The sequence below is a fragment of the Asanoa ishikariensis genome (genome assembly GCF_900107455.1).
In the GTDB taxonomy this organism is placed as follows: domain Bacteria; phylum Actinomycetota; class Actinomycetes; order Mycobacteriales; family Micromonosporaceae; genus Asanoa; species Asanoa ishikariensis.
The window spans coordinates 300379-322710 of the sequence record NZ_FNQB01000001.1 but is presented as its reverse complement, the minus strand read 5'-3'; the positions used below and the strand labels follow the sequence as shown (position 1 = coordinate 322710).

General features: G+C 70.0%; 16 protein-coding genes. 10 read left to right on the top strand and 6 right to left on the bottom strand.

Going from position 1 to position 22332, the window contains the following annotated elements; all coding sequences use genetic code 11:
- The first annotated feature begins 61 nt into the window (after positions 1 to 61).
- The 8 genes from BLV39_RS01540 to mycP all read left to right on the top strand — a co-directional run bounded on the left by BLV39_RS01540 (position 62) and on the right by mycP (position 10380).
- Positions 62 to 1021: an ABC transporter ATP-binding protein gene (locus BLV39_RS01540; RefSeq protein WP_373315440.1), complete on the top strand. Its 960-nt coding sequence runs from the start codon at positions 62 to 64 to the stop codon at positions 1019 to 1021.
- Positions 1021 to 1800: an ABC transporter permease gene (locus BLV39_RS01535; protein WP_090786298.1), complete on the top strand. Its 780-nt coding sequence runs from the start codon at positions 1021 to 1023 to the stop codon at positions 1798 to 1800. The genes BLV39_RS01540 and BLV39_RS01535 overlap by 1 nt, the downstream gene beginning before the upstream one ends.
- Before the next feature lie 14 nt (positions 1801 to 1814).
- Positions 1815 to 2570, top strand: coding sequence for an ABC transporter permease (locus tag BLV39_RS01530; RefSeq protein ID WP_090786296.1), 756 nt, complete (start codon positions 1815 to 1817; stop codon positions 2568 to 2570).
- A gap of 129 nt (positions 2571 to 2699) precedes the next feature.
- A complete protein-coding gene (gene ggt, locus BLV39_RS01525; protein WP_090786294.1) occupies positions 2700 to 4508 on the top strand; it encodes a gamma-glutamyltransferase in 1809 nt (602 codons plus the stop codon).
- Between the two features lie 267 nt (positions 4509 to 4775).
- Entirely contained in the window at positions 4776 to 6437 is a 1662-nt protein-coding gene (locus BLV39_RS44705) for a S8 family serine peptidase (protein ID WP_176984731.1), read from the top strand.
- 54 nt (positions 6438 to 6491) lie between these two features.
- Positions 6492 to 7109: a hypothetical protein gene (locus BLV39_RS01515; protein WP_090786291.1), complete on the top strand. Its 618-nt coding sequence runs from the start codon at positions 6492 to 6494 to the stop codon at positions 7107 to 7109.
- A gap of 26 nt (positions 7110 to 7135) precedes the next feature.
- On the top strand, positions 7136 to 8509 hold the full coding sequence (locus BLV39_RS42130; RefSeq protein ID WP_143049603.1) for a WXG100 family type VII secretion target: 1374 nt from the start codon (positions 7136 to 7138) through the stop codon (positions 8507 to 8509).
- 428 nt (positions 8510 to 8937) lie between these two features.
- Positions 8938 to 10380 (top strand): type VII secretion-associated serine protease mycosin, encoded by a 1443-nt coding sequence (mycP, locus tag BLV39_RS01505; protein ID WP_239084082.1) that lies wholly within the window; start codon positions 8938 to 8940, stop codon positions 10378 to 10380.
- Between the two features lie 865 nt (positions 10381 to 11245).
- Here the strand turns inward: mycP and BLV39_RS01500 are convergent.
- From BLV39_RS01500 to BLV39_RS01485, 4 genes are all read right to left on the bottom strand, one after another.
- A complete protein-coding gene (locus BLV39_RS01500; RefSeq protein ID WP_090786288.1) occupies positions 11246 to 11530 on the bottom strand; it encodes a WXG100 family type VII secretion target in 285 nt (94 codons plus the stop codon).
- A gap of 26 nt (positions 11531 to 11556) precedes the next feature.
- Positions 11557 to 11871, bottom strand: a complete 315-nt coding sequence (locus tag BLV39_RS01495; RefSeq protein WP_090786286.1) for a WXG100 family type VII secretion target — start codon at positions 11869 to 11871, stop codon at positions 11557 to 11559.
- Between the two features lie 82 nt (positions 11872 to 11953).
- Positions 11954 to 15916, bottom strand: a complete 3963-nt coding sequence (eccCa, locus tag BLV39_RS01490) for a type VII secretion protein EccCa (protein WP_090791018.1) — start codon at positions 15914 to 15916, stop codon at positions 11954 to 11956.
- Positions 15917 to 15942: 26 nt separating this feature from the next.
- A complete protein-coding gene (locus tag BLV39_RS01485; protein WP_143049602.1) occupies positions 15943 to 17355 on the bottom strand; it encodes an RNA-guided endonuclease TnpB family protein in 1413 nt (470 codons plus the stop codon).
- Between the two features lie 219 nt (positions 17356 to 17574).
- Here BLV39_RS01485 and eccD point away from each other — a divergent pair, with 219 nt between their 5' ends.
- Complete coding sequence (gene eccD, locus BLV39_RS01480) at positions 17575 to 18972, top strand: type VII secretion integral membrane protein EccD (protein ID WP_176984730.1); 1398 nt, start codon at positions 17575 to 17577, stop codon at positions 18970 to 18972.
- A 3-nt stretch (positions 18973 to 18975) separates the two neighbouring features.
- Here the strand turns inward: eccD and BLV39_RS01475 are convergent, their stop codons facing one another.
- Both BLV39_RS01475 and eccE read right to left on the bottom strand, forming a co-directional pair.
- Entirely contained in the window at positions 18976 to 19641 is a 666-nt protein-coding gene (locus tag BLV39_RS01475) for a hypothetical protein (protein WP_090786282.1), read from the bottom strand.
- Positions 19638 to 20720, bottom strand: coding sequence for a type VII secretion protein EccE (eccE, locus tag BLV39_RS01470; protein ID WP_090786280.1), 1083 nt, complete (start codon positions 20718 to 20720; stop codon positions 19638 to 19640). Before eccE ends, BLV39_RS01475 begins: the two co-directional genes overlap by 4 nt.
- A 98-nt stretch (positions 20721 to 20818) precedes the next feature.
- On the opposite strand from eccE, the gene eccB reads away from it, so the two are divergent.
- On the top strand, positions 20819 to 22207 hold the full coding sequence (gene eccB / locus BLV39_RS01465; protein ID WP_090786278.1) for a type VII secretion protein EccB: 1389 nt from the start codon (positions 20819 to 20821) through the stop codon (positions 22205 to 22207).
- Positions 22208 to 22332: the final 125 nt, after the last annotated feature.

Here is a 22332-nt window from a genome sequence, read left to right as displayed (position 1 = left end):
GATCGGACATTTTCGTTTCAGTGTTAAGTTCTTGCTCCGCTCTGCTCGGTTTCCTACGATCATCGTCATGCTCGATGTCCTCGTTCAGGCGGCCGGCCTCGTCAAGCGCTACCCGCCCCGCGACCGTCACGGCACGCCGTTCACCGCGGTCGACGGCATCGACTTCGTCCTGCGGCGAGGCGAGTCGTTCGGCTTCCTCGGCCCGAACGGCGCAGGCAAGTCGTCGACGATGCGGATGATCGCGTGCGTGTCGCCGCCGACCGCCGGCTCGCTGCGAGTGCTCGGCATGGACCCGCTCACCCAGGGCCGCGAGATTCGGGCCCGGCTCGGTGTGGTGCCGCAGGACGACGCGCTCGACCGGGACCTCACCGTTCTGGAAAACCTGCTGATCTACGGTCGCTACTTCGGGCTGCCGAAACCGACCATCGCCGCCCGCAGCGCGGGGCTGCTGGAGTTCGCCCAACTCGCGGGACGGGGCGACGAGCGGGTCGACGCGCTCTCCGGTGGCATGCGGCGGCGACTCACCATCGCCCGCTCGTTGATCAACGAGCCGGAGATCCTGCTCCTCGACGAACCTACGACGGGGCTCGACCCGCAGGCCCGTCACGTGCTGTGGGATCGACTGTTCCGGCTCAAACAGCAGGGCGTCAGCCTGATCCTCACCACGCACTACATGGACGAGGCCGAGCAGCTCTGCGACCGGCTGGTGGTGATGGACAAGGGCCACATCGTCGCTCAGGGCTCGCCGGCCGAGCTGATCGCCGCGCACTCGACGAAAGAGGTGCTCGAGCTGCGCTTCGAGATCGGCGAGCAGGACAAGGCCGTGGCGAAGCTGCGCGACGCCGCGATCCGCGACCGCTTGGAGGAACTGCCCGACCGGGTGCTCTGGTATACCGCCGAAGGCGAGGCGGCGCTGGCGGTCGTCCATCAGATCGGCCTGCGACCGGCCACCGCGATGGTGCGGCGGGCCAGTCTCGAAGACGTGTTCCTCGCGCTCACCGGCCGGACGCTGGTGGACTGATGGCGACCGCCGATGCGATGGCGCTGCGGGCGTACAGCTACTGGATCCTCCGATACCGCCGCACGTGGCGCGGCACTGTGGTGATCAGCATCGCGAACCCGTTGCTGTTCCTCGTCGCGATCGGCGTCGGACTGGGCCGGCTGGTCGGTCCCGACGCGGCGGCCCTCGGCGGCGTCGACTACCTGGCGTTCTTCGCGCCCGGCATACTCGCGGCGGCCGCGATGCAGAACGGCATCATCGAGGCCGCGTTCCCGGTGGCGGTCAACCGGGGACCCGGCGGCGCCTACCCGGTAGCAGCCGGCACCCCACTCGAACCCGAAGACATCCTGCACGGTCATCTCCTCTTCATGGCCTCACGTGTGGTGTTGAGCGCGGCGGTGTTCATGGCGGTGATGGTCGCGTTCGGTGCGGCGCGCTCCCCGCTGGTGCTGCTGACATTGCCGGCCGCCGCACTCACCGCGATGGCATTCGCCTTGCCGTCCGCGGCATGGGCGGTGACGCTCACCGACATCCGGCCGGTGAACGGCATCTTCAAATGGGTGGTGATGCCGCTCTACCTGTTCTCCGGCACGTTCTTCGCCGTGGAGCAACTGCCCTCGGTGGTGCGGCCGATCGTCTACGCCACTCCGCTGTGGCACGGCGTCGACCTGTGCCGCTCACTGAGCCTCGGCACCGTGTCCTGGCCGCTCGCCCTCGTCCACATCGCATACCTGCTGTGCCTCTGCGGTGTGGGCTATCTGATGGCCCGCCGCTTGTACCGGCGTCATCTCCACGCGTGAAGGGAAGCTGAACCGTGTCGTCCGCCCACCTGATCGTCGTGCGCCATCTCTGGGTCCTGCGCCACGGCCGACCGTGGAACCTCGTCGTGAACGGCATCTTCGAACCCTTCCTCTATCTCCTGTCCATCGGCGTGGGCATCGGGCAACTGGTCAGCGGCGACACCGGCGCGGCCGCCTATGCCGCGTTCGTGGCGCCCGCGCTGCTCGCCACGTCGGCGATGAACAGCGCGGTCAACGAGACGACCAGCAACGTGTGGTGGCGGGTCCGGTTCGACAAGGTCTACGACGCGATCGTCACCACGCCCATGCGGATCGGCGACATCGCGCTCGGTGAGATCGCGGCGTCGGTGCTGCGCAGCACGCTCTCGTCGACCTGCTTTTTCGCGGTCATCGTCGCGCTCGGGATGGTGCACTCCGCGTGGGCGGTCCTCGCCGTGCCGGCCGCGGTGCTGATCGCCTACGCCTTCTCCGCTGCCGGCCTGGCCGCAGCCACCTTCATCCGCGAGCCACATCACCACCAGTACCTGCAGTTGGTCATGCTCCCGATGTTCCTTTTCGCGACCACCTTCTATCCGCTGTCGATCTATCCACCGGCGCTCCAGGTGCTGGTCGCGGTGCTGCCGCTCTATCAGAGCGTCGAGCTCATGCGGGGCCTCACGACGGGCGACCTCGGCGCGGGGATGATCGTCGCGGTCGCCTATCTCCTCGTGCTGGGCAGCGGTGCGACCTGGCTGGCCCGCCGCCGATTGGCCGGGCTCCTGTTGACCTGAGGCACGTCTGATTCGTTGCACAACGTGACGGCCCGTTGCCGGGCTGCGAATCCGGGTTCTGCTCGCCCTGTTGCCGATCGAGGACTGTGGCTGTAGGACATAGAGACGCATGCTGATCCGGGAGGGGCAATGAAGCTCGGAAAGATCGCAGTCGTCGCTGTCGTGGCCGCGGCAGGGCTGGTGGTGCCGGGTTCTGCCCCGGTGTTCGCGCACGGCGGTGTTGAGCCGCCCAGGGACCCCACTGCCGCTGGATATGGCGGAGCGGTTTCGACGGTCGACCCTACCGCCACCGCGGTCGGCCTCGACGTGCTCCGCAGGGGAGGCAACGCAGTCGACGCCGCGGTCGCCGCCGCCGCGACTCTCGGCGTCACCGAACCGTTCTCCGCCGGCATCGGCGGCGGAGGCTTCTTCGTCTACTACGACGCCAAGTCCCGTCGGGTGCACACGATCGACGGCCGCGAGGCGGCGCCCCGCGCGCTGGGTGAGGACGCGTTCCTCAAGGCCGACGGCACGCCTATGGCGTTCCAGGAGGCCCGGGTCAGCGGCATCTCGGCCGGCGTGCCCGGATCGCTGCTCACCTGGAAGGAAGCCCTGCGTAAGTGGGGAACCCGGTCGCTGCCCGCGGCGCTGGCCCCAGCGGCCGATGTCGCCCAACGCGGGTTCACCGTCGATTCGACGTTCCGGCAGCAGATCGCCGACAACGCCTCCCAGTTCGCGCAGTTCAGCTCGACCAGGAAGCTGTATCTGCCGGGCGGGCAGCCGCCGGTGGTCGGCTCGCGGTTCCGCAACCCCGACCTGGCGGACACCTATCGGGAGATCTCCCGGCACGGCACCGACGTCTTCTACGAAGGCCGGATCGCCCGGGACATCGTGTCGACGGTGCAGCATCCGCCGGTCGCCGCGGATCCCGCGGTGCCGTGGCAGTTCGAAATCCGTCCCGGCGGCATGACGCTCGCGGACCTCGATCGTTACGAGGTCAGGTTCCCGGCGCCGACCAAGTCCGGCTACCGCGGCTACACCGTCTACGGGATGTCGACGCCGTCGAGCGGCGGCATCGCGGTGAGCGAGGCGCTGAACATCCTCGAGCAGTTCGACTTGTCCGGCCTGAGCGCGGTCGACGCGCTGAACCTCTATCTCGAGGCGAGCGCGTTGTCCTTCGCCGATCGCAACCGCTATGTCGGCGACGACACCTCTCGCCGCTTGATCGACGAGTTGCTCCGCGACCGGTTCGCCGCCGAGCGCGCTTGTCTGATCGACCCGGCCAAGGCACTCACCAAGCCGGTGGCGCCAGGCAACCCGGACGGCAGTTACGGCGACTGCGCGACGTCTGCGGCCGTGGCGGACGGCAATCCCGGCCAGAGCACGACCAACCTCACCGTCGCCGACAAGTGGGGCAACGTTGTCGAATACACCCTGACGATCGAGCAGACCGGCGGAAACGCCATGGTCGTGCCGGGCCGGGGCTTCCTGCTCAACAACGAGATGACCGACTTCAACTTCATCCAGACGCCGGGCGCCCCGCCCGACCCGAACCTGCCCGCCCCGGGCAAGCGGCCGCGCTCGTCGATGTCGCCGACGATCGTGTTCGACGGCAGCAAGCCGTTCCTGGCACTGGGCACCCCGGGTGGCGCGACGATCATCACCACGGTGCTGCAGATGCTGGTCAACCGCATCGACCTCGGCATGACGTTGCCTGAGGCGATGGCGGCACCGCGTGCCTCGCAGCGCAACAGTGCCGCACCACAGGCGGAACCCGCCTTCATCACCGCGTATGGCGCTGAGCTGGCCGCTCTCGGTCAGCCCGCGTTCGCCAGCACGCCCGAGCTCGGTGCCGCGACGGCCATCGAGTTCACCCGGCACGGCATGATCGCCACGGCCGAGCCGGTGCGCCGTGGTGGCGGTGCGGCGGGCGTCGTACGCACCAATAAGTCCCACTGAAACCTCCCCGTTGACGCGGCGGCGACGAGCTCTCGTCGCCGCCGTGTCCGTTGTGGTCGGTGCCTCCACGTGACCGGTCCAGTGTCGGCCGCCGGCAAGGGGAGAAACGGGTTATCCACAGGCGGGAAGTTGTCCACAGCCCACTTGCGCGGTCACTCGTCGTCTGTCACAGCCCTCTACACTGGGCGCACGGACAGTCACGACCGCCGATGCGCTGGTTGAGCTGCCGGTTCGAGAGCGACACGGGCGGGTGAGATGAAACAGTCCATGCACCGACGCACGCGTGCGCGATGGCTCGCGGCGACGGCAGCCGCGCTGACGATGGCGACGCTGCCGCTGCTTGCCACTCCCGCGCACGCCGACACCGTGCGGTCGCTGTCCTGGCAACTCGACTCGCTCCGCATCTCGCGCGCCCACCAGATCACCAAGGGCGCCGGTGTGACCGTGGCGGTCGTCGACACCGGCGTGCAGGCCACCAACCAGGACCTCGCCGGCCAGGTCGTGCCCGGCAAGGCATTCGCCAGCGATGTGGCGGCCGACGGCCGCACCGATCCCGACCAGGACGTCAGCCACGGCACCGGCATGGCGAGCCTGATCGCCGGACGGGGCGGCGGCCAGCAGCGGCTGCTCGGCATCGCGCCGGACGCCAAGATCATGCCGGCCGCGATCGGCATGTCGCGTGAGACGTCGGCCCAGGCAGTCCGCTGGGCGGCCGATCAGCGCGTCGGCGTGATCAACATTTCGCTGGAGCCGAGCTCGACCTTCTACTTGTCGGATATCAACGAGTCCATCGCCTACGCACAGCAACGCGACATCGTCGTGGTGGTGAGCGCCGGCAACCAGGGCGGCGACGTCAGTTCGTTCGCCCGGCTACCGGGCGTGGTCTCGGTCTCCGCGATAGACCGCAAGGGCGCCGTCTGGTCAGGGTCCAACCGAGGTCACGAGCTCGCGGTGAGCGCGCCGGGTGTCGACGTGATCATGTCGGTCAACCAGGGCAACGGCTACGGCGTCGGTGACGGCACCAGCCAGGCCGCCGCGATCACGTCCGGTGTCGTCGCGCTGATCCGCGCGAAGTTCCCGGACCTCGACGCCGCCAACGTCGTCAACAGACTGATCAAGACCGCCACCGACAAGGGCGAGAAGGGTCGCGACGGGCTTTACGGCTTCGGCGTCGTCGACCCGGTACGCGCGTTGACCGCCGACATCCCGCCCGTCAACGCCAACCCCCTCGGTGTCGCGCCCGCCGTGCCCGATGACAATGCGAGCGGTTCGGCGACCGACGATGGAGGCGACGACGGCTCAGGCCTCGGCATCAGCGTGCGCGCCGACTGGGGCGGCCTGCTGATCTACGGTCTCGGCTGCCTCCTGGTCGTGGCCGTGTTCGTCGTGGTGATCGTCTGGTCGAGCCGTCGGCGGCGTCGGCGGTTGCCTGGCCAGCCCCAGCCCGGCCAGCTACAGCCTGGCCAGCCATACCCGGGGCCGCCGGGGCAGTGGGGCGGGCCGCCGCCTCCGGGCCACGGACAGATTCCACCGGGGCACGGTGCGCCGCCGGGATATGGCCCGCCACCTCAACAACCGCATTACCCGCCACCGCCGCCGCAGCCGACATACGGTCAGCCGCCGCAGCGGCCGGCGTTCGGCCCGCCGCCGTCGCAACCGGGCTACCCGACACCACCGCAACCTGGCTATGCGCCGCCGCCGGGCCAGCCGGGCTACCCGTCACCATCACAACCTGGCTATGCGCCGCCGCCCGGCCAGCCGGGCTACCCGGCTCAACCACAACCTGGCTACGGGCCGCCGCCGGGTCAGCCAGGCCAGGAAGGAAGTCCGGGAACGGCCGGGCCTGACAGCGGGGCTGCGGCACCGCCCCCGGAGTATGGCCAGCCGCCCACCGAGCAGCGGCAACCGCCGCCGTCGGGTGACCGGTAGGGTACGCATTGACGTCCGGCACCAGTTAGGCAGCCGAGACCTGGGGAGAAAGCAATGGGGGACAAGTTCGAGTCCGGGAACAAGGAACTCGATGCGCAGGTCGAGACCTACAAACGGATCGATCAGGACACTGTGGAGGTTCGCCTCAAGGACGGGTCGATCCTCACCGTCGACAACAACGGTGACCGGATCAACACACATGTGGACCGTCCGTTCGCCCTCGACATGGCGTTGAACCAGGCCAACGTCGGCACGTCGCGGCCTGATGTCGCGCCCGCGGGTTTGACGGAAGCAGCGCCGGGAGGCAAGACCGGGGTCGATCTCGCTTCCTTGGAGACGACGCAGAAATGGCTCCGCGAGCGCGCGGCGTATCTGGGCCGCCTCTACTACGCGATGCCCGGCATCCTCGAGAAGATCGACGGCCCGGCGAGTGGCGGGACCTCCACCTTGGGGGGCCATCGCGGAGCTGAGCTCGTCCATGGCAAGCACACGATGGTCTACAACACGTTCCGCAACGGGCTCAAGGGGATCATCGAGCAACTGCACGACACCGCGGACGCGCTAGGGAAGATCAAAGAGAACTACGCCGCCGCTGAGGAGCGCAACGCGCTCACCGCGCAGCAATGGCAATCGATCTTCGACAAGGCCGCCGTGAAAGAGCACCAGATCTAGCGATCTGCCAGGGGAGGAAAGAGCAGATGGCTCTCGACTGGACGACCATGGTCAACCATGTCGTCATCGCCGGCCGTCCCGCCGACGTGGAGGACGCCGCTCTTGGTTGGCAGGAGCTGATCGGCAACGTACGCGATGTCTGCACGTCGCTTGAACAAGACGTCAAGGGCATCGACGCGTTCTGGACGGGCAAGGCGGCGGACGCGTTCTCGACGCGGGTCAAGACCGTGAGCGAGGGGCTCAAGAAGGTTTCCGACGGCGCCGCGCCCGAGGGCGGTGCGGGCATCGTCGAGACGCTGCGCACGGCCGCCCAGGACCTTCAGTCGGCCCAGGCGGCGATGCCAGTCCCGGCGAGCATGCTGGGCGAGCTGATGGCGGCGCGCGACGCCCGTGTCACGCTCGCTCCCGGGATACTCGAGGTCGAGCTCGAGTCCGGCTTCTTCAACAACGCTCCGATGAGCTTCGCCGGCTGGCTGGGCGACCAGTTCCGCAAGATGCTCACCGACGTCGAGGAAGACGCGCGCCAGGCATACGACACCGTCAGCACGCAACACGAGTCGGCGGCAGACCGCGCGCCCACCCCGTCCGGGGTCGACAGCGTCAGCACGCCCAAGGTGGAAACTCCGAACCTTGGTGGCGGCGGCCCTGGCGTCGGCGGCGGCGGCGGCGTGCCGAGCATCGGCGGCGGTGGCGGCGCCGGCGGCTTCGACCCACCCAAGGTCGGTGGCAGCGGCGTCGGCAACATGCCCGGCTTGCTGGACGGCTCCCCGATCGACACGCCCACCACGCCGGGCCTGGGCGATTACGAGCCGGGTTCCGGCCTGGCCGGAGCCGGCGGAGGCCTGTCGACGGGCACTCCTCCGGGCCTGGGCGGGCTGAGCGGCGGCGGCCTGGGCACCGGTGGCCTGGGCGGCGGCGGTCTCGGCGGCGCCGGCCTGGGAAGCGGTGGCGCGGGCATCGGCGTACCCGGCGGCCTCGGGAAGCTCTCCGGCGGCGGCTCTCTCGGCAAACCGATCACACCCACCATCGCACCGATGGCCGGCGGCCCTGCCGGCAAGGGCGGCGGCGCGACCCGCGGTGCCGGCGGCCGGTTGGGCAGCGGCGGCGGCATGGCCGGCATCGGCGGTGTCGGTGGCGGCGCGGCCGGTGGCGGTCGAGGCAGCGGCGCGGCCCGCGGAGGCGGGGGCATGGCCGGGATCGGCGGCGCCGGTGCGGGAGCCGGCGCGGGCAAGGGCGGCGCCGGAAAGGGCGCCGGCGGGCGCGGGGCCGGCTTCGCCGGTGGCCCAGGCGCCTCCAGCGGACACGGCGACGAGGACGAGTACGACAGCTGGCTCTACGAAGACGAGAACGTGTGGAACGAGGGGACCGACGTTCCTCCGCCTCCGGTCCTCGGGAACTGATCAACAAGGCACAACCCGTGTTCCGAGACCGAGCAACCGAACCCAGGCCCGCCGCGCCGGCGCCCGAGCCGATGCCGCTTGCCCGTCGACCGCTGGGCACTGCCAGTGCCGCCACGGGCGGCGGTACGGCAGCCGTGGGCGCCACCGCCGTCGCGGGTGCTGGTCTTGTTGCCGCGGCCGCCGCGGGTGCCAGTGCTGCTGCCACTGCAGCCGCGGGCACCACCGCCGCTGCGGGTGCCGGCACTTGTGCCACTGCAGCCGCGCGCCCCGGTGCTGCTGGCGCTGCAGGCACCAGCGCCATTGTCGCCGTTGAGCTCGGCGGGGCGACGCCATTGCGGCGAATTGTGGCGGCTCGGCGCATGCCGCGTCAGCCTGGCCGCGGGCGCCGCGCTCACCGGACGTTTGCGGCCGTTGCGACCGCAGCAGTGGTGGCGTCGGTTGCCGCGATCGGGGTGAGCGCGCCGGCCGCCGCCTCCCCCGGTCTTTCGATGCTGAAGGCGCCGAACTGCGGGCCGCCCGACAAGGGATCGCCGATGACGGAGACCCCTTGGCCGCTGCAGCGGATGCGCCCTGACCTGGCTTGGCCGATCAGCGAGGGCGCCGGGATCACGGTCGCGGTGATCGACTCGGGAGTGTCGCCCAATCCGCCCGCGCTGGCTGGCAAGGTGCTCGAAGGGCGTGACTTCGTCGAGCCGTCCAAGCTGGGTCAATGCGACGAGGTGGCGCACGGCACGGTGGTCGCCGGCGTCATCGCGGGGCGCACACCGGAGGGCTCGGTGTTCACCGGGATCGCGCCCAAGGCCATGATTCTGCCGATCCGGGTATTGCCCAATCTCGACACGGACTACGACCCGAGCAGACCGAACGTTATCGCCGATGCGATCGATTTTGCCGCTGAGAACGGTGCCGACGTCATCAATCTGTCTCTTACCACCGATCCGACGCCGGTGTTGGAGGAGGCCATCGACAACGCGCTCGGTCAGGGCATCGTGCTCGTCGCGGCGGCCGGCAACGACGGTGGTGGCGACGGCAAGAACCAGAAGGCCTATCCCGCCGCGTACGAACCGGTTATCGCGGTTGCCGGCGTTGATCGGGAGGGGCATCACGTCGCTACCTCGACGTCAGGGCCTTACGTCGATGTTGCCGCGCCCGGGGCCGAGGTCGATGGGCCGATGCCTAGAGGTGAGGGATACGCCCAATTCAAGGGCGGTGGGACCAGCTTCGCCAGCGCGTACGTGTCGGGGCTCGCAGCGCTGATCCGCTCAGCCGAACCGAAGCTGACCCCCGCGCAGGTCGCGCAACGGATCACCGCGACGGCCGACCATCCGCCGGAGGGGCGCAACGACCTGGTGGGTTATGGCGTCATCAACCCGTACCGGGCCATGACGGCAATCACCGGCGCTCCGAAGGCGTCGCCCCCAGCAGCGGCGCTCGCCCCGGTGACACTGTCCGCCGACCCGACGGGCAACACACGGACGCTGGCGACCTGGACCGCGGCCGTACTGGCCGTCCTGGCACTGGTGATCGCGCTCTGTGCCGCCGTCGTCCGCGGCACCCGCCGGCGCAGACTTGCCGCTAATCCCGCTGCGGCGTCGTCGGCGCGCCAAACGCACGCCGCGCCCACCGGCCCGGCAGGTGCGAAGGTCACGGCACCGAAGGTACGCACCCGAGGGGCGACGAAACGATCAGCCAAGCCCGCCGGTGCCCCGGTGCCGGCCGCCGCGCTACCCGCTGCCGCCACCACGCGCGGCCAACGTCAACAACCGTTGGGCTGGCAACCCGGCGCCCAGCGAACACCGCCAAACCAGCAGGCAGGTAGCCCGGCAACGACGCCGAACCACAGCGGCCGAGCCCAGGTGCCGCCCCGCTGACCAGGCGCGAGACGGTGGTCGGGTCGACGAAGCGCGGCCCGTCGAGCTCGTCCTGCCTGATCGCGGCGAGGGGCCCCGGATAGAGCGGCAGCCGGGAACCGTTGCTAGGACGATGCCGCCCCGCGAACGCCACCGTCGCGCCCCCGGCCGCCTGGCCTGCGCGAACGCGACTCCTGCACAGGGCTTGACTGCGGCAGCCGGGACCCGTTCGCTAGGACAAACCCGCCCCGCGAACGCCACCGTCGCGCCCCGGCCGCCTGGCCTGCGCGAACGCGACTCCTGCACAGGGCTTGACTGCGGCAGCCGGGACCCGTTCGCTAGGACAAACCCGCCCCGCGAACGCCACCGTCGCGCCCCGGCCGCCTGGCCTGCGCGAACGCGACTCCTGCACAGGGCTTGTCTGCAGCCGACAGGCGACAAGACACGTTCTCGGCAAGGCCAGGACGCATTTGCCGGCGTGCGGACGCAAGGCGGGCTAAGCGCGCTTGCCGATAGGCAGACACAGGACGCAGCCGGGTCCCGCTCGTCGGCAGGCGGCGCAGAGCACGGCCAGGCCACGCCCGCCAGTAGCTAAGCGCAGAACACGGCCAGGCCACGCCCGCCAACAGCCAAGCGCGGACGCAGGACAGGATCCGATCGCCGCCAGCCGAACGCAGGACGCGGTTCGGACGCGCTTGTCGGCACGGCGGCAACGCTGAGATACGGCCTGGGCGCGTTCGATGCACTACGGCCCAAGACCACGAACTAACGGCGCAGTCGGCTCAGGAGGTCAGTTCAGGTGGTCCACCGTGGACCTCGAATTGAAACGCGCAGCGCGGCCCGAGGCAGTGCCTGGGCCGCGCTCAGCGGGTGACGCGGTGGGCGGTCAGCCCCACACCTTCGCGTTGTTGGCTTCGGTGGTGATGTAGTTCTGGTTGGCTACGCCGACTGCGGCGCCGATCTCGTGCAGGATCGCGTTGATGTCGGCGACGGCCGAGTCCCATTGGGCCTGGTAGCCCTGGTAGGCCTCGCGGTCGGAACCGTTCCACTGCATTTGCTGCAGCTGGGAGCGGAGGGTGTCGAGGCGGCCGTCGATCGTCTTGGAGATCGACTGCATCTGCGACTGCGCGTTTTCGAGCGCGGCGTAGTTGACTTGGATCGGCTGCGACATGATCTAAATGTCCTTCGCTCAGGTCACTACGGGTTCAGGGCCGAGTTGAACTTGTTAATCATCTCGTTCTGCTGCTCGTCGTTGACCTGGTGCGTCGTGCCACCCTGGTCGAGCAGCTCCGCGATGTTGTCCAACGCGGTCAGCAGCTTCGTGACATCGCCATTCCAGCGATTCATCAGGTTTTGGAACCCCGCGGAAGCCTGGCCCTGCCATGCGACAGCCAGATCGTCCAACACGCCCCAAAGCCGCTTGAGATCACCGTCGACATCAGACCTTGTCGACCGCACATCCCCCGCAGCCTTGTGGAGCGTTGCGGCATCAACCAAGAACGGCTGACCCATAACACTCACCCCTCGCTTGATTCGTGCGACACGTCCGGACTCACCGTAACGGACGCGGGCATCATGGCGCAGCCCCGGATCGTCATGGCTCTATCCAGGCCGTCTGGACCAATTGCTGCCCGTCCTGCCGGCGTACGAGGGTGCCCCGTCCTGCCGGTTGTGGGCTCGGTTTGAGGGTGCCGACCAGGGCACCTTCCTCCGGCTTGCCGGACATCAGGAACACCGGGCTGTCGAGCTCGCGCATCCGCTGGATGACCTGCTCGTAAAGGGCTCGCGACGCGCCACCCACCCGCCGGGTCAGGATCAGGTGGAGACCGATGTCGCTGGCCTGCGGCAACAGCTCGACGAGTGCCGCCAGTGGATTGTTGCCGACCGAGGCGACCAGGTCGTAGTCGTCGACGATCACGAACAGCTCGGGGCCGTGCCACCAACTACGGTTGCGTAGCTGGTCAGGCGTGATGCCGGGCCCCGGCAGGCGTTGCTTCATCGACTCCCGCAGGAAGCCCACCATCTCGGTCAGCACAGTGGCTGACGGGGCGTAGCCGAGCAAGTGCTCCCCCGAGATCGCGTCGAGCAGACCGCGCCGGTAGTCGACGATCACCAACCGGGCTTCCTGTGGTGTATAGCGCTCCACAATGGATCGCGAGATCAGCCGCATCAGGTTGGTCTTGCCGGACTCGACGTCGCCGAACACCAACAAGTGCGGATCGACCGAGAAGTCGACGCGTACGGGTGCCAGGTGCGACTCGTTGAGGCCGATCGCGACGCCCGGCGCCTCGGTGCCGGCCAGTTTGGTCAGCTCGTCGACGGGCAGGCGGCGCGGCAGCAGGCGGACCTTCGGCGCGGGCGGGTGCACCCACGACTCGGCGACCGCGGCGACCATCGCGGCCGTGCCCTCGACGAGGGTTTCGGGGTCGCCGAGACCGTCAGCTCGGGGCAATGCGCTCAGATAGTGCAACTTGTCACGGGTGAGACCACGGCCGGGCATGCCCGTCGGCACGTTGAGTGCCGCTCGCCGGTCGATCTCGGACTCGGTCGGATCACCCAGTCGCAGCTCCAACCGGGTGCCGAGCAGGTCGCGTACGTTCATCCGTAGCTCGGCCCAGCGGTTGACCGTGATCATCACGTGGATGCCGTAGCCCAGGCCGCGCGCCGCGAGCTTGGTGATCCGCGCTTCCAGCTCCTCGAAGTCTTCGCGCAGCGTGCCCCAGCCGTCGACGACCAGGAACAGGTCACCGAACGGGTCCTCGGGGAAGCGGCCGGTGGCGCGCATCCGCCGGTACGCGCCGATCGACTCGATGCCCCGCTCGGCGAACCGTTGCTCACGCTCGTCGAGCAGGGCCGTCGCCTCGCCGACCGACCGGCGCACCGCCTCGATGTCGCGCCGCCCCGCCACACCGGACATGTGTGGCAAACCCGCGAGGCTGCGCAGCGTGCCGCCGCCGAAGTCGAGGCACATGAACGCCACCTCGCGCGGGGTGTGGGTCAGCGCCAGCGACGAGATCAACGTGCGCAGCAGCGTGCTCTTGCCCGACCGCGGACCACCGGCGATCACCGTGTTGCCAGCCGCACCCGACAGGTCGACCACCAGCGGGTCGCGCCGCTGGTCATAGGGCCGGTCGACCACACCGACCGGCACCGCGAGCCGACCGCCACCGCCGGGCCAGCCCACGGCCTGCAAACCACGGTCGGGATCGCGTTGGAGTTGCGGCAACAGCACGTCGAGCGACGCCGGCAGGTCGAGCGGCGGCAACCAGACCTGGTGTGCCGGCGGACCCTGGCCACGCAACCGCCCGGTGACCACGTCAAGCATGGTGACCTGCCGCGCCGGCTCGGGACCGCTGGCGACCTCGACCGGCTCGGGCGGCGCCGCCGGCATCTTCGGCATGGGAACGTGCGCCATCCGGTACGGCACGACCTGCCCCTGCACCCGCGCCTTCGCGGCCTGCGTCGCCGCGCCGGCCTGCCGATACGGCCCCGAAACGTAGGCACCCCGGAACCGCAGCATGGTCTGGGTGTCGATCTTCAAGTAGCCATGACCAGGAGCGTTGGGCAGCTCATAAGCGTCAGGAACACCCAGCACGATCCGGCTCTCCACGGCCGAGAACGTCCGCAGACCGATCCGGTACGACAGGTGGGTGTCCAAACCCCGAAGCCGGCCCTCCTCGAGCCGCTGCGACGCCAGCAGCAGATGGATGCCGAGCGACCGGCCCAGCCGGCCGATCTGCAGGAACAGCTCGATGAAGTCGGGTTTGGCGGCCAGCAGCTCGCTGAACTCGTCACAGATGATCAGCAGGCTGGGCAGTGGTTGGAGGTTCTCGCCGCCGGCGCGCGCCCGCTCGTACTCGTGCCGCGAGACGTAGTTGCCTGACGACCGCAACAGCTCCTGCCGGCGTTGCAGCTCGCCGGCGATGGCGTCGTGCATGCGGTCGACCAGCGGCAGCTCGTCGGCCAGGTTGGTGATCACGGCGCTGGTGTGTGGCAACGCGTCGAGCGACGCGAAGGTCGCACCGCCCTTGAAGTCGACCAGCACGAAGTTGAGCTCTTCGGACGAGTGGGTGATCGCCAGCGCGGACACGATGGTGCGCAGCAGCTCGCTCTTGCCGGAACCGGTCGCGCCGATGATCAGGCCGTGCGGGCCCATGCCCTCGAGCGCCGACTCCTTGAGGTCGAGCTCGACGACCGCGCCGTCGGGGCCGAGGCCGAGCGGGATGCGCAGGGTCTCGCGCACCGGACGCGGTCGCCAGTGGCGGCGCGGGTCGACCGCTGCCGCGTCGCCGACGCCGACGAGCTCGGGCAGCTCGGGGCTGCGAGACAGCGGCTCCTCGCTGGTGGCCTGGTGGGACAGCCGGTACGGCGCGAGCTGGCGGGCGACCGCCTCGGCCGCGGGCAGCGCCAAAGTGTCGGCGCGGCCGAGCGACGTACTCCGGTTGCCCTGGTTGACCTCGATCCGGTCGCCGTTGACCGTCAGTGCCAACAGCCAGCGGCCCGCCTCGCGCGGCACGACACCGGACAGGTCGAACACCGTGGTGCCGAGCAGGCCAGGGCCGGTGAGCTGGGCGGCGGCGGGCGCTTCACCACCGTCGAGGATCACCACCAGGTGGGCCTGGGTGGTCAGCGCCTTGGCCGACGGGTTGAACCGGCCGCGGCTGCTCAGCTCGTCGTCGAGCGCGTCTTCGAGCTCGGTCATCGAGTCGAAGACCAGCCGGACAGGGCCGGCGCCGTCGACCGTGCGATCGACCTGCACGTGCGGGAGCCATTTGAGCCAGTCCCAGTCGGCGACCCGCTCCGGAGCCGCGACCAGGGCGATGCGGACGTCTTCCGGCGAGTGGAAGGTGGCCAACTGGCCAATCGCGGCCCTGGTCACCGCCAGCACCCGCTCCCGCTCGCCGCGCAGCGACACCCGGCCGAACGCCCGCAGCGACAGCGCGATCGGCAGGTCCGGCACGGCGCGGAAGGTGTTCATGAACCGGCGCAGGGCGATCGCCGACATCGGCTCGAGGTCTTCGACCGGCTTGGTCTCCGGCGGCGTGACGTCGACCGCGAGTTGCTGCGGACCGACCGCGACGCGGATCTGGCCGAAGTCCTCGTCGGTCGAACGGCGTTCCCACATGCGCCGCGAGGCGGCCAGCGACCACAGCGCGTCCGGCGCCGGGTGCACCCACATCGCGGCCGAACGCTGCTGGTCGGCTGCCCGACGTACCCTCTTGCGGATCTGGGCCAGATAGCGCATGTAGTCACGGCGCTCGGCGTCGAGCTCGGCCTTCTTGTTGCCACCGCCGCCGCCCATGGAACCGATCGCCATGCCGAGCATCGAGACGCCGAACAGGCCACCGGCGATCCAGGTGACCGCACCGCCGCCGCGGCCCGCGTAGAGGAAGGCCATGGCGCCCACGCCACAGACCATCGGCAGCACCATCAGCAACTGGCCGATGCCGCGCGGGAGCTGCTCAGGCAACTCCGGGGGCGACTCGACCAGCAGCTCACCGCGCGGCATGGCAGGACCAGGCCGGCGCGGTGGCCGTCGGAACAGGACGGTGCTCAACGCCATTCCTGCTTCCTGTTCATTGCTCACACCTCGCTAGGTAGAGCATGGATGGATAATTCGCTCTCCGCCCCGGTTGCTGGGCTGGAGTCCTGGATCGGCAGTTTGATCCGTCGGCGATCGGCCCGTTCCTGCAAGATCTCCTTCACCCGCTTGTACGGGGTGAACAGGGTGATGTCGGGATCACCGTATCTACGCAGGACGTTGATCGCGGCGGCATGGTCCGCGTGCCATACGACCCCGCACGGTGTGCAGTGAAGCCGATCCCCGTTACGCCGGGCGAGGCCCTCGCAGGTGGGACAGACTTGTGACGTATAGGCAGCATTGACCAGCACGAGCGCAGAGCCTCTGCGCTCCGACACGTTCTTGAGCGCCTCGGCGGTGACGCCTTTCGTCCATGCTGCGAGGCGACGATTCAAGTTCTTTCCAAGCGATCTGCGCCCAGTGATTGCCTTGGTCAGGTCTTCGGCGACGACCACCCCGGCCTCGTTCACCACGCGGTGGACGGCGGTGAAAATCTCCGTCCGGACCTGAGCGTGATGTTTTGCCGCCTGCCGGTCACGCTTGACCGTGCCGAAGTTGTTGGCTCTAATCCTGGCCGCCTTCGCGTGCCGACCTTTGGCGGCGGCGTTGTTCGCGATCGAGCGGAGCCTCGCTCGGCGCCGGTTACGTTCCTTGATTCGGTCTGATTCAGCAGTCAGCAGCGCCCCAAGGCGCGCACCGTGGTGGCGACCGTCGGAGTCGATCAGCACCTCGGTGTAGCCCTTGTCGACGCCTACTTCGCGGTCGCCGCTTGGATGCCGTGAGGACTTCATCTCCGACGCGGGGATCTGGTAGTGGACCTCGACTCGCCCGCCACGCAAGATCAGCCGCAACGTCCCGGATGGCGCAACGGTCGTGTTCAGCGGGATGCGGACGAGTTGGCGCGGCTCCACCCCCGCCACGGCCAGCCACACGTTCCCACCGTCGGTCAGGCTAAAAGTGCGGACCTTGTCCGACCGCACGATGATCTGGTTGCGGGTGCGGCTCTTCCCACGTTTCCAGTGCTTGCGCATCTGCCGGGACAGGTACGCTTCGTCTGCCCAACGCTCGCATTTGAGTGCGGCTAACAACCGCTTCCGCTCGGCCGGATCAATGGTCCGGCGTGCGATCGCGCGGCGGACAGCGACTTTCGCCGACTCACGGCTCGCAGCGATATCGGCGATCGCGTCGCGGAGGGTTTCCTTCCAAGCATTCGCGGTCACACCGAAGCCAGCGGCGGTGCCGTCCGCCATCCACCTGTCCCGGACATGCCGGTCGCGGACCCCGGCTCCGTGGAGCGACCCGAACCGTTGCCACACCTCGGATCGGACCCGACCAAGCCGGCGCGCCTGCTCGTGAAGGGCAGCGTACTTGCCGGAGTTGAGGCGAGCCGAGTAGGCGATCCGGGTGACCTTCATCGGGCACCGTCGGGCAGCTCCTTGGGGGCAACAACGATCGTTGCCACCACAGTCCGCAAACCCACCAAAGAGTCCCGCGAGTGCGCGCAGATAGTCACGTAGAAGTCGCTTCCTCCCAGGGCGGGTGGACACCGGACCGTGGCCATCGTATGTACTCTGCCGGAAGCGGTGGCGCCCGCGATACGCCCGGGTGCGGCCTGTGGACGAGGAGGGGACATCGTGGCGGGCGCGACGACGGCCGGATCGAGCCGCGTGACGATCGTGGCGCCGAAGACGCGGGTCGACCTTGCCCTACCGTCCGAAGTGCCTCTCGCTGACGTGCTGCCGACGGTGTTGCGGTTTGCCGGCGACCGGCTCGCCGACGAGCCCGACGGCCGTTATGGCTGGTCACTGGCCCGGCTGGCCGGTCCCGCCCTCGACATCGCGCAGTCGCCGGCTCAGTTGGAGATCCGCGACGGCGAGTTGCTCTATCTGCGGCCACGCGGCGGTGAGCAGCCCGAGCCGGTGTTCGACGACGTGGTCGACGCGATCGCGACCGCGACCCGGATGCGGCCCGGCCGTTGGTCGACTGCGACCACCAAAGTCTTCGGGCTCGGTCTGGGTGCGGCCGCGCTGGTCGGCGGTGCCGTCGCGCTCGCGCTGATCGGCCCGCCGCGGGGCGTCGCTCCGGCTGTCGCGTTGGTCCTCGCGCTGCTGTTGCTGGCGACCTCGGCCGTCGCCGCGCGCGGCTTCGGCGACCACCGCAACGGGTTGCTGTTGGCGATCGTGTCCATGGTGTACGCGGCCGTCGGTGGACTGACTCTCTTCGCCGGCAGTCGTGGCCTGGCCGATCTGGGCGCACCTGACCTGCTGGTCTGCGCCGCGGCCGTGGTGTTCGTCTCCGCGGTCGCCGGTAGCGCGGCCGTCGCCGCGTACGGCCAGATCTTCCTCGCCGCCAGCGCCGGTGCCGTGGGCCTCGGCGTCGCCGCCGTCATCTGCATGATCTTCGGCGCGACCCCGGCCGGCGCGGCCTCGATCGTGCTCGCGCTCGCCTTGGTCTTCGTGCCGGCGATGCCGATGATGTCCTACCGGCTGGCCGGGTTGCCGGTGCCTACCGTGCCGTCCGGCACCGAGGACCTGCGCACCGACACCGAGACCGTCGACGGTGCCCGCGTGCTCCGGCTCGCCGAGCGCGCCGACGACCTGCTGGCCGGCATGCTCGGTGCGGTCGGTCTGATCGCGGCCGGCTCGGCGCTCGCGTTGGTCACCAGCGGGGGCACCGCCGGGTACGTACTGTGTGCCGCGCTCGGCCTGTTGTTGTTCATGCGGGCGCGCTGGTTCATCTCGACCGCGCAACGATTGCCGCTGCTCGGTGCCGGCGTGGTCGCCATCGGCGCGATCGCCGTCGGGGGCTTCCTGACCACGAGCGTGCTCGGCCGGCTCACCCTGGTCGTCGCCGGGTTGCTGGTGGTGGCCGCGATCAGCGTCGGTGCGGCACTCGGTGCGGGGCGGCGCCGTTCACCGCTGCTCGGTCGTACCGTCGACATCCTGGAGATCCTGCTGATCCTCGGCATCCTGCCGCTGGTGGTGTGGGCCAGCGGCCTGTACGGCTGGATCCGCGCGATCCGGGAGAGCTAGGCCTCAGAGCCGGCCGGGCGGGCCGAACATCTGCTGTTCGATGTCGGTTGCCGAGATCCAGGCGACCCGCGCCTGGCCGTCGCTGAGCAGGGCGACGGTGTCGTCGGGCAGGTTCTCCACTTCGGACGATGCGTCGGGGTCGACGCCCAGGCGGGCCGCGACGTAGACCGCCTGCTGCGCCCACATCCGCTGGACCAGGGCGGCATCCGCGACCGCGAGCGCGTCGGCCGCAGTGTCGGTGAGCTGCGCCGAGATGGTCAGCGTGGTCTGCCAGGCTTCGCCGGGCCGCAGGTCGAACGCCCGCTGGCCTTCGATGTCGTGCACGTGCAGCACCGGCTCGCCGACCCGGCCGGCGACCGCGGGCCGGCCGCCGGTGACGACGCGTACCCGATCGGGGTTGCCGACCGCCACCTCACCCAGGCCGTGCCAACGACGTTCGTCGGAGGTACGGACGAAGACCTGCGCGCCCAGCGCCAGCGCGCGGAAGACGGTGACCCGGGCCAGCCACAGGCCGCCGATCAGCGCGACCCGGGTCGGCTGCGGCCGGAACAACCGCAACAGCACGGCGTCGCCGTCGGCACCTCGGCCGAGCAGCAGCCCGGTGTGCTCGGCGTGCATGCCGATCGCGCCCGCGGCGGCCGGCGAGATCGGTTGACCGGCACGGGTCACCAGGGACCACCGCCCGTCGGTGCGGTCGCGTACGCGGCCGGACCCTGCCAACCGTCCAGGCGGCGCAGCTTGAGCCCGAGCTCGCCAGCGCGGCCGGACAGCGTGCGGGCCGCCTCCGGCAGGTTGGGCGCGGGCGCGGCCATCCGCACCACCGTGCGGGCGAGCACCGAGCCGTTGGTCTCGCGCGGGCGCAGCTCCACCGAGAGCACCACCTGGGCGGCGGGCGTACGCAGCAGTGTCGACAGTGGAGCGTCGCGTGGTGGCAGACCGTGCACCTCGAAGGCCAGGTGGTGCAGGCCGGCGGCGTGGAAGGTGGTCCAGTCCTCGGCCGGCGGGTTGTCGTCGAGGACGCCGGCGCAGAGTCGCACGGCCGACGCGAGCTGTTGCGGGCCGAGGATCTCGGTCACGATGCCCGCGCTGGCCAGGGACTTGCTCACCCGGCCGACGGCGGCGGCCACGGCGCGGTGGACGCCCTCGACACCCCCACCGCGGCGGTGCGCGGCGACGGCCGCGTCGCTCACGTCCAGGCGCACCGCGACCCAGTCGCGCTGGTCGATCGGGGCCGGGCCGGACGGCAGCAGGTCGGCGGCGAGCTGGTGGTAGGAGGCGACGCTGGGCACCTGGCTGGGCAGCAGGTGGTGTGGTGCCGGCGCGGCCCAGCTCACCACCTGTAGGCCACTGAGCGGCAGGGTGGCGTCGTCGAGCAGCTCGGCCAGCCGGGCCACCGGGACGGGCACGCCCCGGGTGCCGGAGATACCGAGCGCGGGCGCGATGGCCACGGCGGCATACCAGCCGCCCTCGTCGCAGCCGATGCCGACACTGGTGCCGCGGTCGTCGTACCCGTTGATGGCATGTGGTTGCAGCGCGGACCCGGCACTGCGGCGACGTCGCCAGCGCCGGCGGGCCAGGAACTTCTCTGTCCACCATCGACCGTCGCGGCGGGCGTAGACGACGCCGGCCACGACGAGGGCGCCGAGGACCGCGACGCCGAGCCCGACGAGTGACCCGCTGAACGCGGCAAGGGCGACGACGACGATGGCGATCTCGGCGACGACGAGCCGCCACACAGCCGTTCGCATGCGCGTCCTCCTCCCCAGGGGCACGGCGGGGACAGCGTACGACGAGTCACCTATCGTAGGGTGGCCGCGTCGCGGAGTACGGCCATCGGAGGGTCCTCATGCGCAGCCGGCAGGAACAGGTGCAGGCGCACCGGTTCATCACCCGGCGCATCGTTTCCGGCCTGCTCAGTGGTGAGCCGGAGACCACCGAGCTACCGATGCGACGGTTCGGTCTCGCGATGTTCGGCAGCGTCATGGTGGCCGCGATCGTGTTCGCGATCATCGGCGTGATCGGCCTGGTCAACCCCGGCGGCGGCAAGCCCGCGACCGGCGAGCTGATCATCATGCGGGAGACCGGCGCGCGGTACGTGCTGGTCGACGACACCTTGCACCCGGTGCTCAACTGGACGTCGGCGTTGCTGTTCGCGGGCACCGAGAAACCCGCGATGCGGCAGATGTCACGAGACTCGCTCTCCGCGTACGCGGTGGGCGAACCGATCGGCATTCCCGGCGCCCCCGACCCGCCGCCGGACCGCGGCGCGCTGCTGAAGTTCCCGTGGAGCGTGTGCAGCACGTCGCCGCAGGGTGCCGGCGCGCCAACCACGACGGTGTTCGTCGGCCGCGAACCGGCCGGTGGTGCGGCCCTCGGCGCCGATTCGGCGTTGTTGCTGAGCACTCCCGCTGACGACAGTGGACCGGTCGCGACCTACCTGGTGCTGGGCGACCGGCGGTACCGGGTCGTCGACGAGACCACGCTGACGGCGCTCGAACTTGCCGCGGTCACCCCCGTGATCGCCGGCAAGGCCCTGCTCAACGGCATCTCCAGCGGGCCCGAACTGCGACAGCCCCGGATCGAGGACGCCGGCGAGACGAGCCCACGCGAGGTCGGCGGCGATCGTGGCGAGATCGGTCAGGTCTACCGGGCGGGAGCGCAGCGGTACGTGTTGACCCGCGACGGCCTGGTCACCATCGGCGAGGTCTCCGCGAAACTGCTGCTCGCCAACGATCCTGAGGTGATCGAGATTTCGGCCGCCGAGGCCGCGAACGCGCTGGTGCGGGGCGTGACTGTCGAGCCGAAGGGCTTCCCGGCGACCTTGCCGGCGATCCCGGCGGCGCGGGCCGCCGACCCGATGTTGTGCGCGGTGCACAACGGTGCCACCGCGCAGGTGCGGCGCTACGCGACCGCTGTGGTCGGTGGCGTCGCAGCCGCGGGTCCAGGCCGGGACGGGGTGGGTACGGCCGACCGGGTGGTCGTGGCGAGCGGCAAGGGTGCGCTGGTCCGCGCCGAGCCGGCGCCGGGCGTGAGCGCGGACACCACGACGTACCTGGTCACCGACCAGGGATACAAGTACCCGTTGCGTACCGACGGGCAGGTCAACGCGGCGGTCGCGCTCGGATACAGCGGCGTGGATCCGCTGCCGGTGCCGACGACGCTGTTGGCGCTGCTGCCCAACGGGCCGATGCTGGACCCGACCGCGGCGCAGAACTTCGTCCGACCGGCCGGATGATCAGCGCGGACGAGCCGGGGACGGGTCGAAAAGTGTCGCTGCCTAGCGCTAGTCTCGACTGTGGACGACATGGAGTGAGCATGCAGCCGGCGACCCCGACCTCCGGGGCCACCCAGACAAGACTG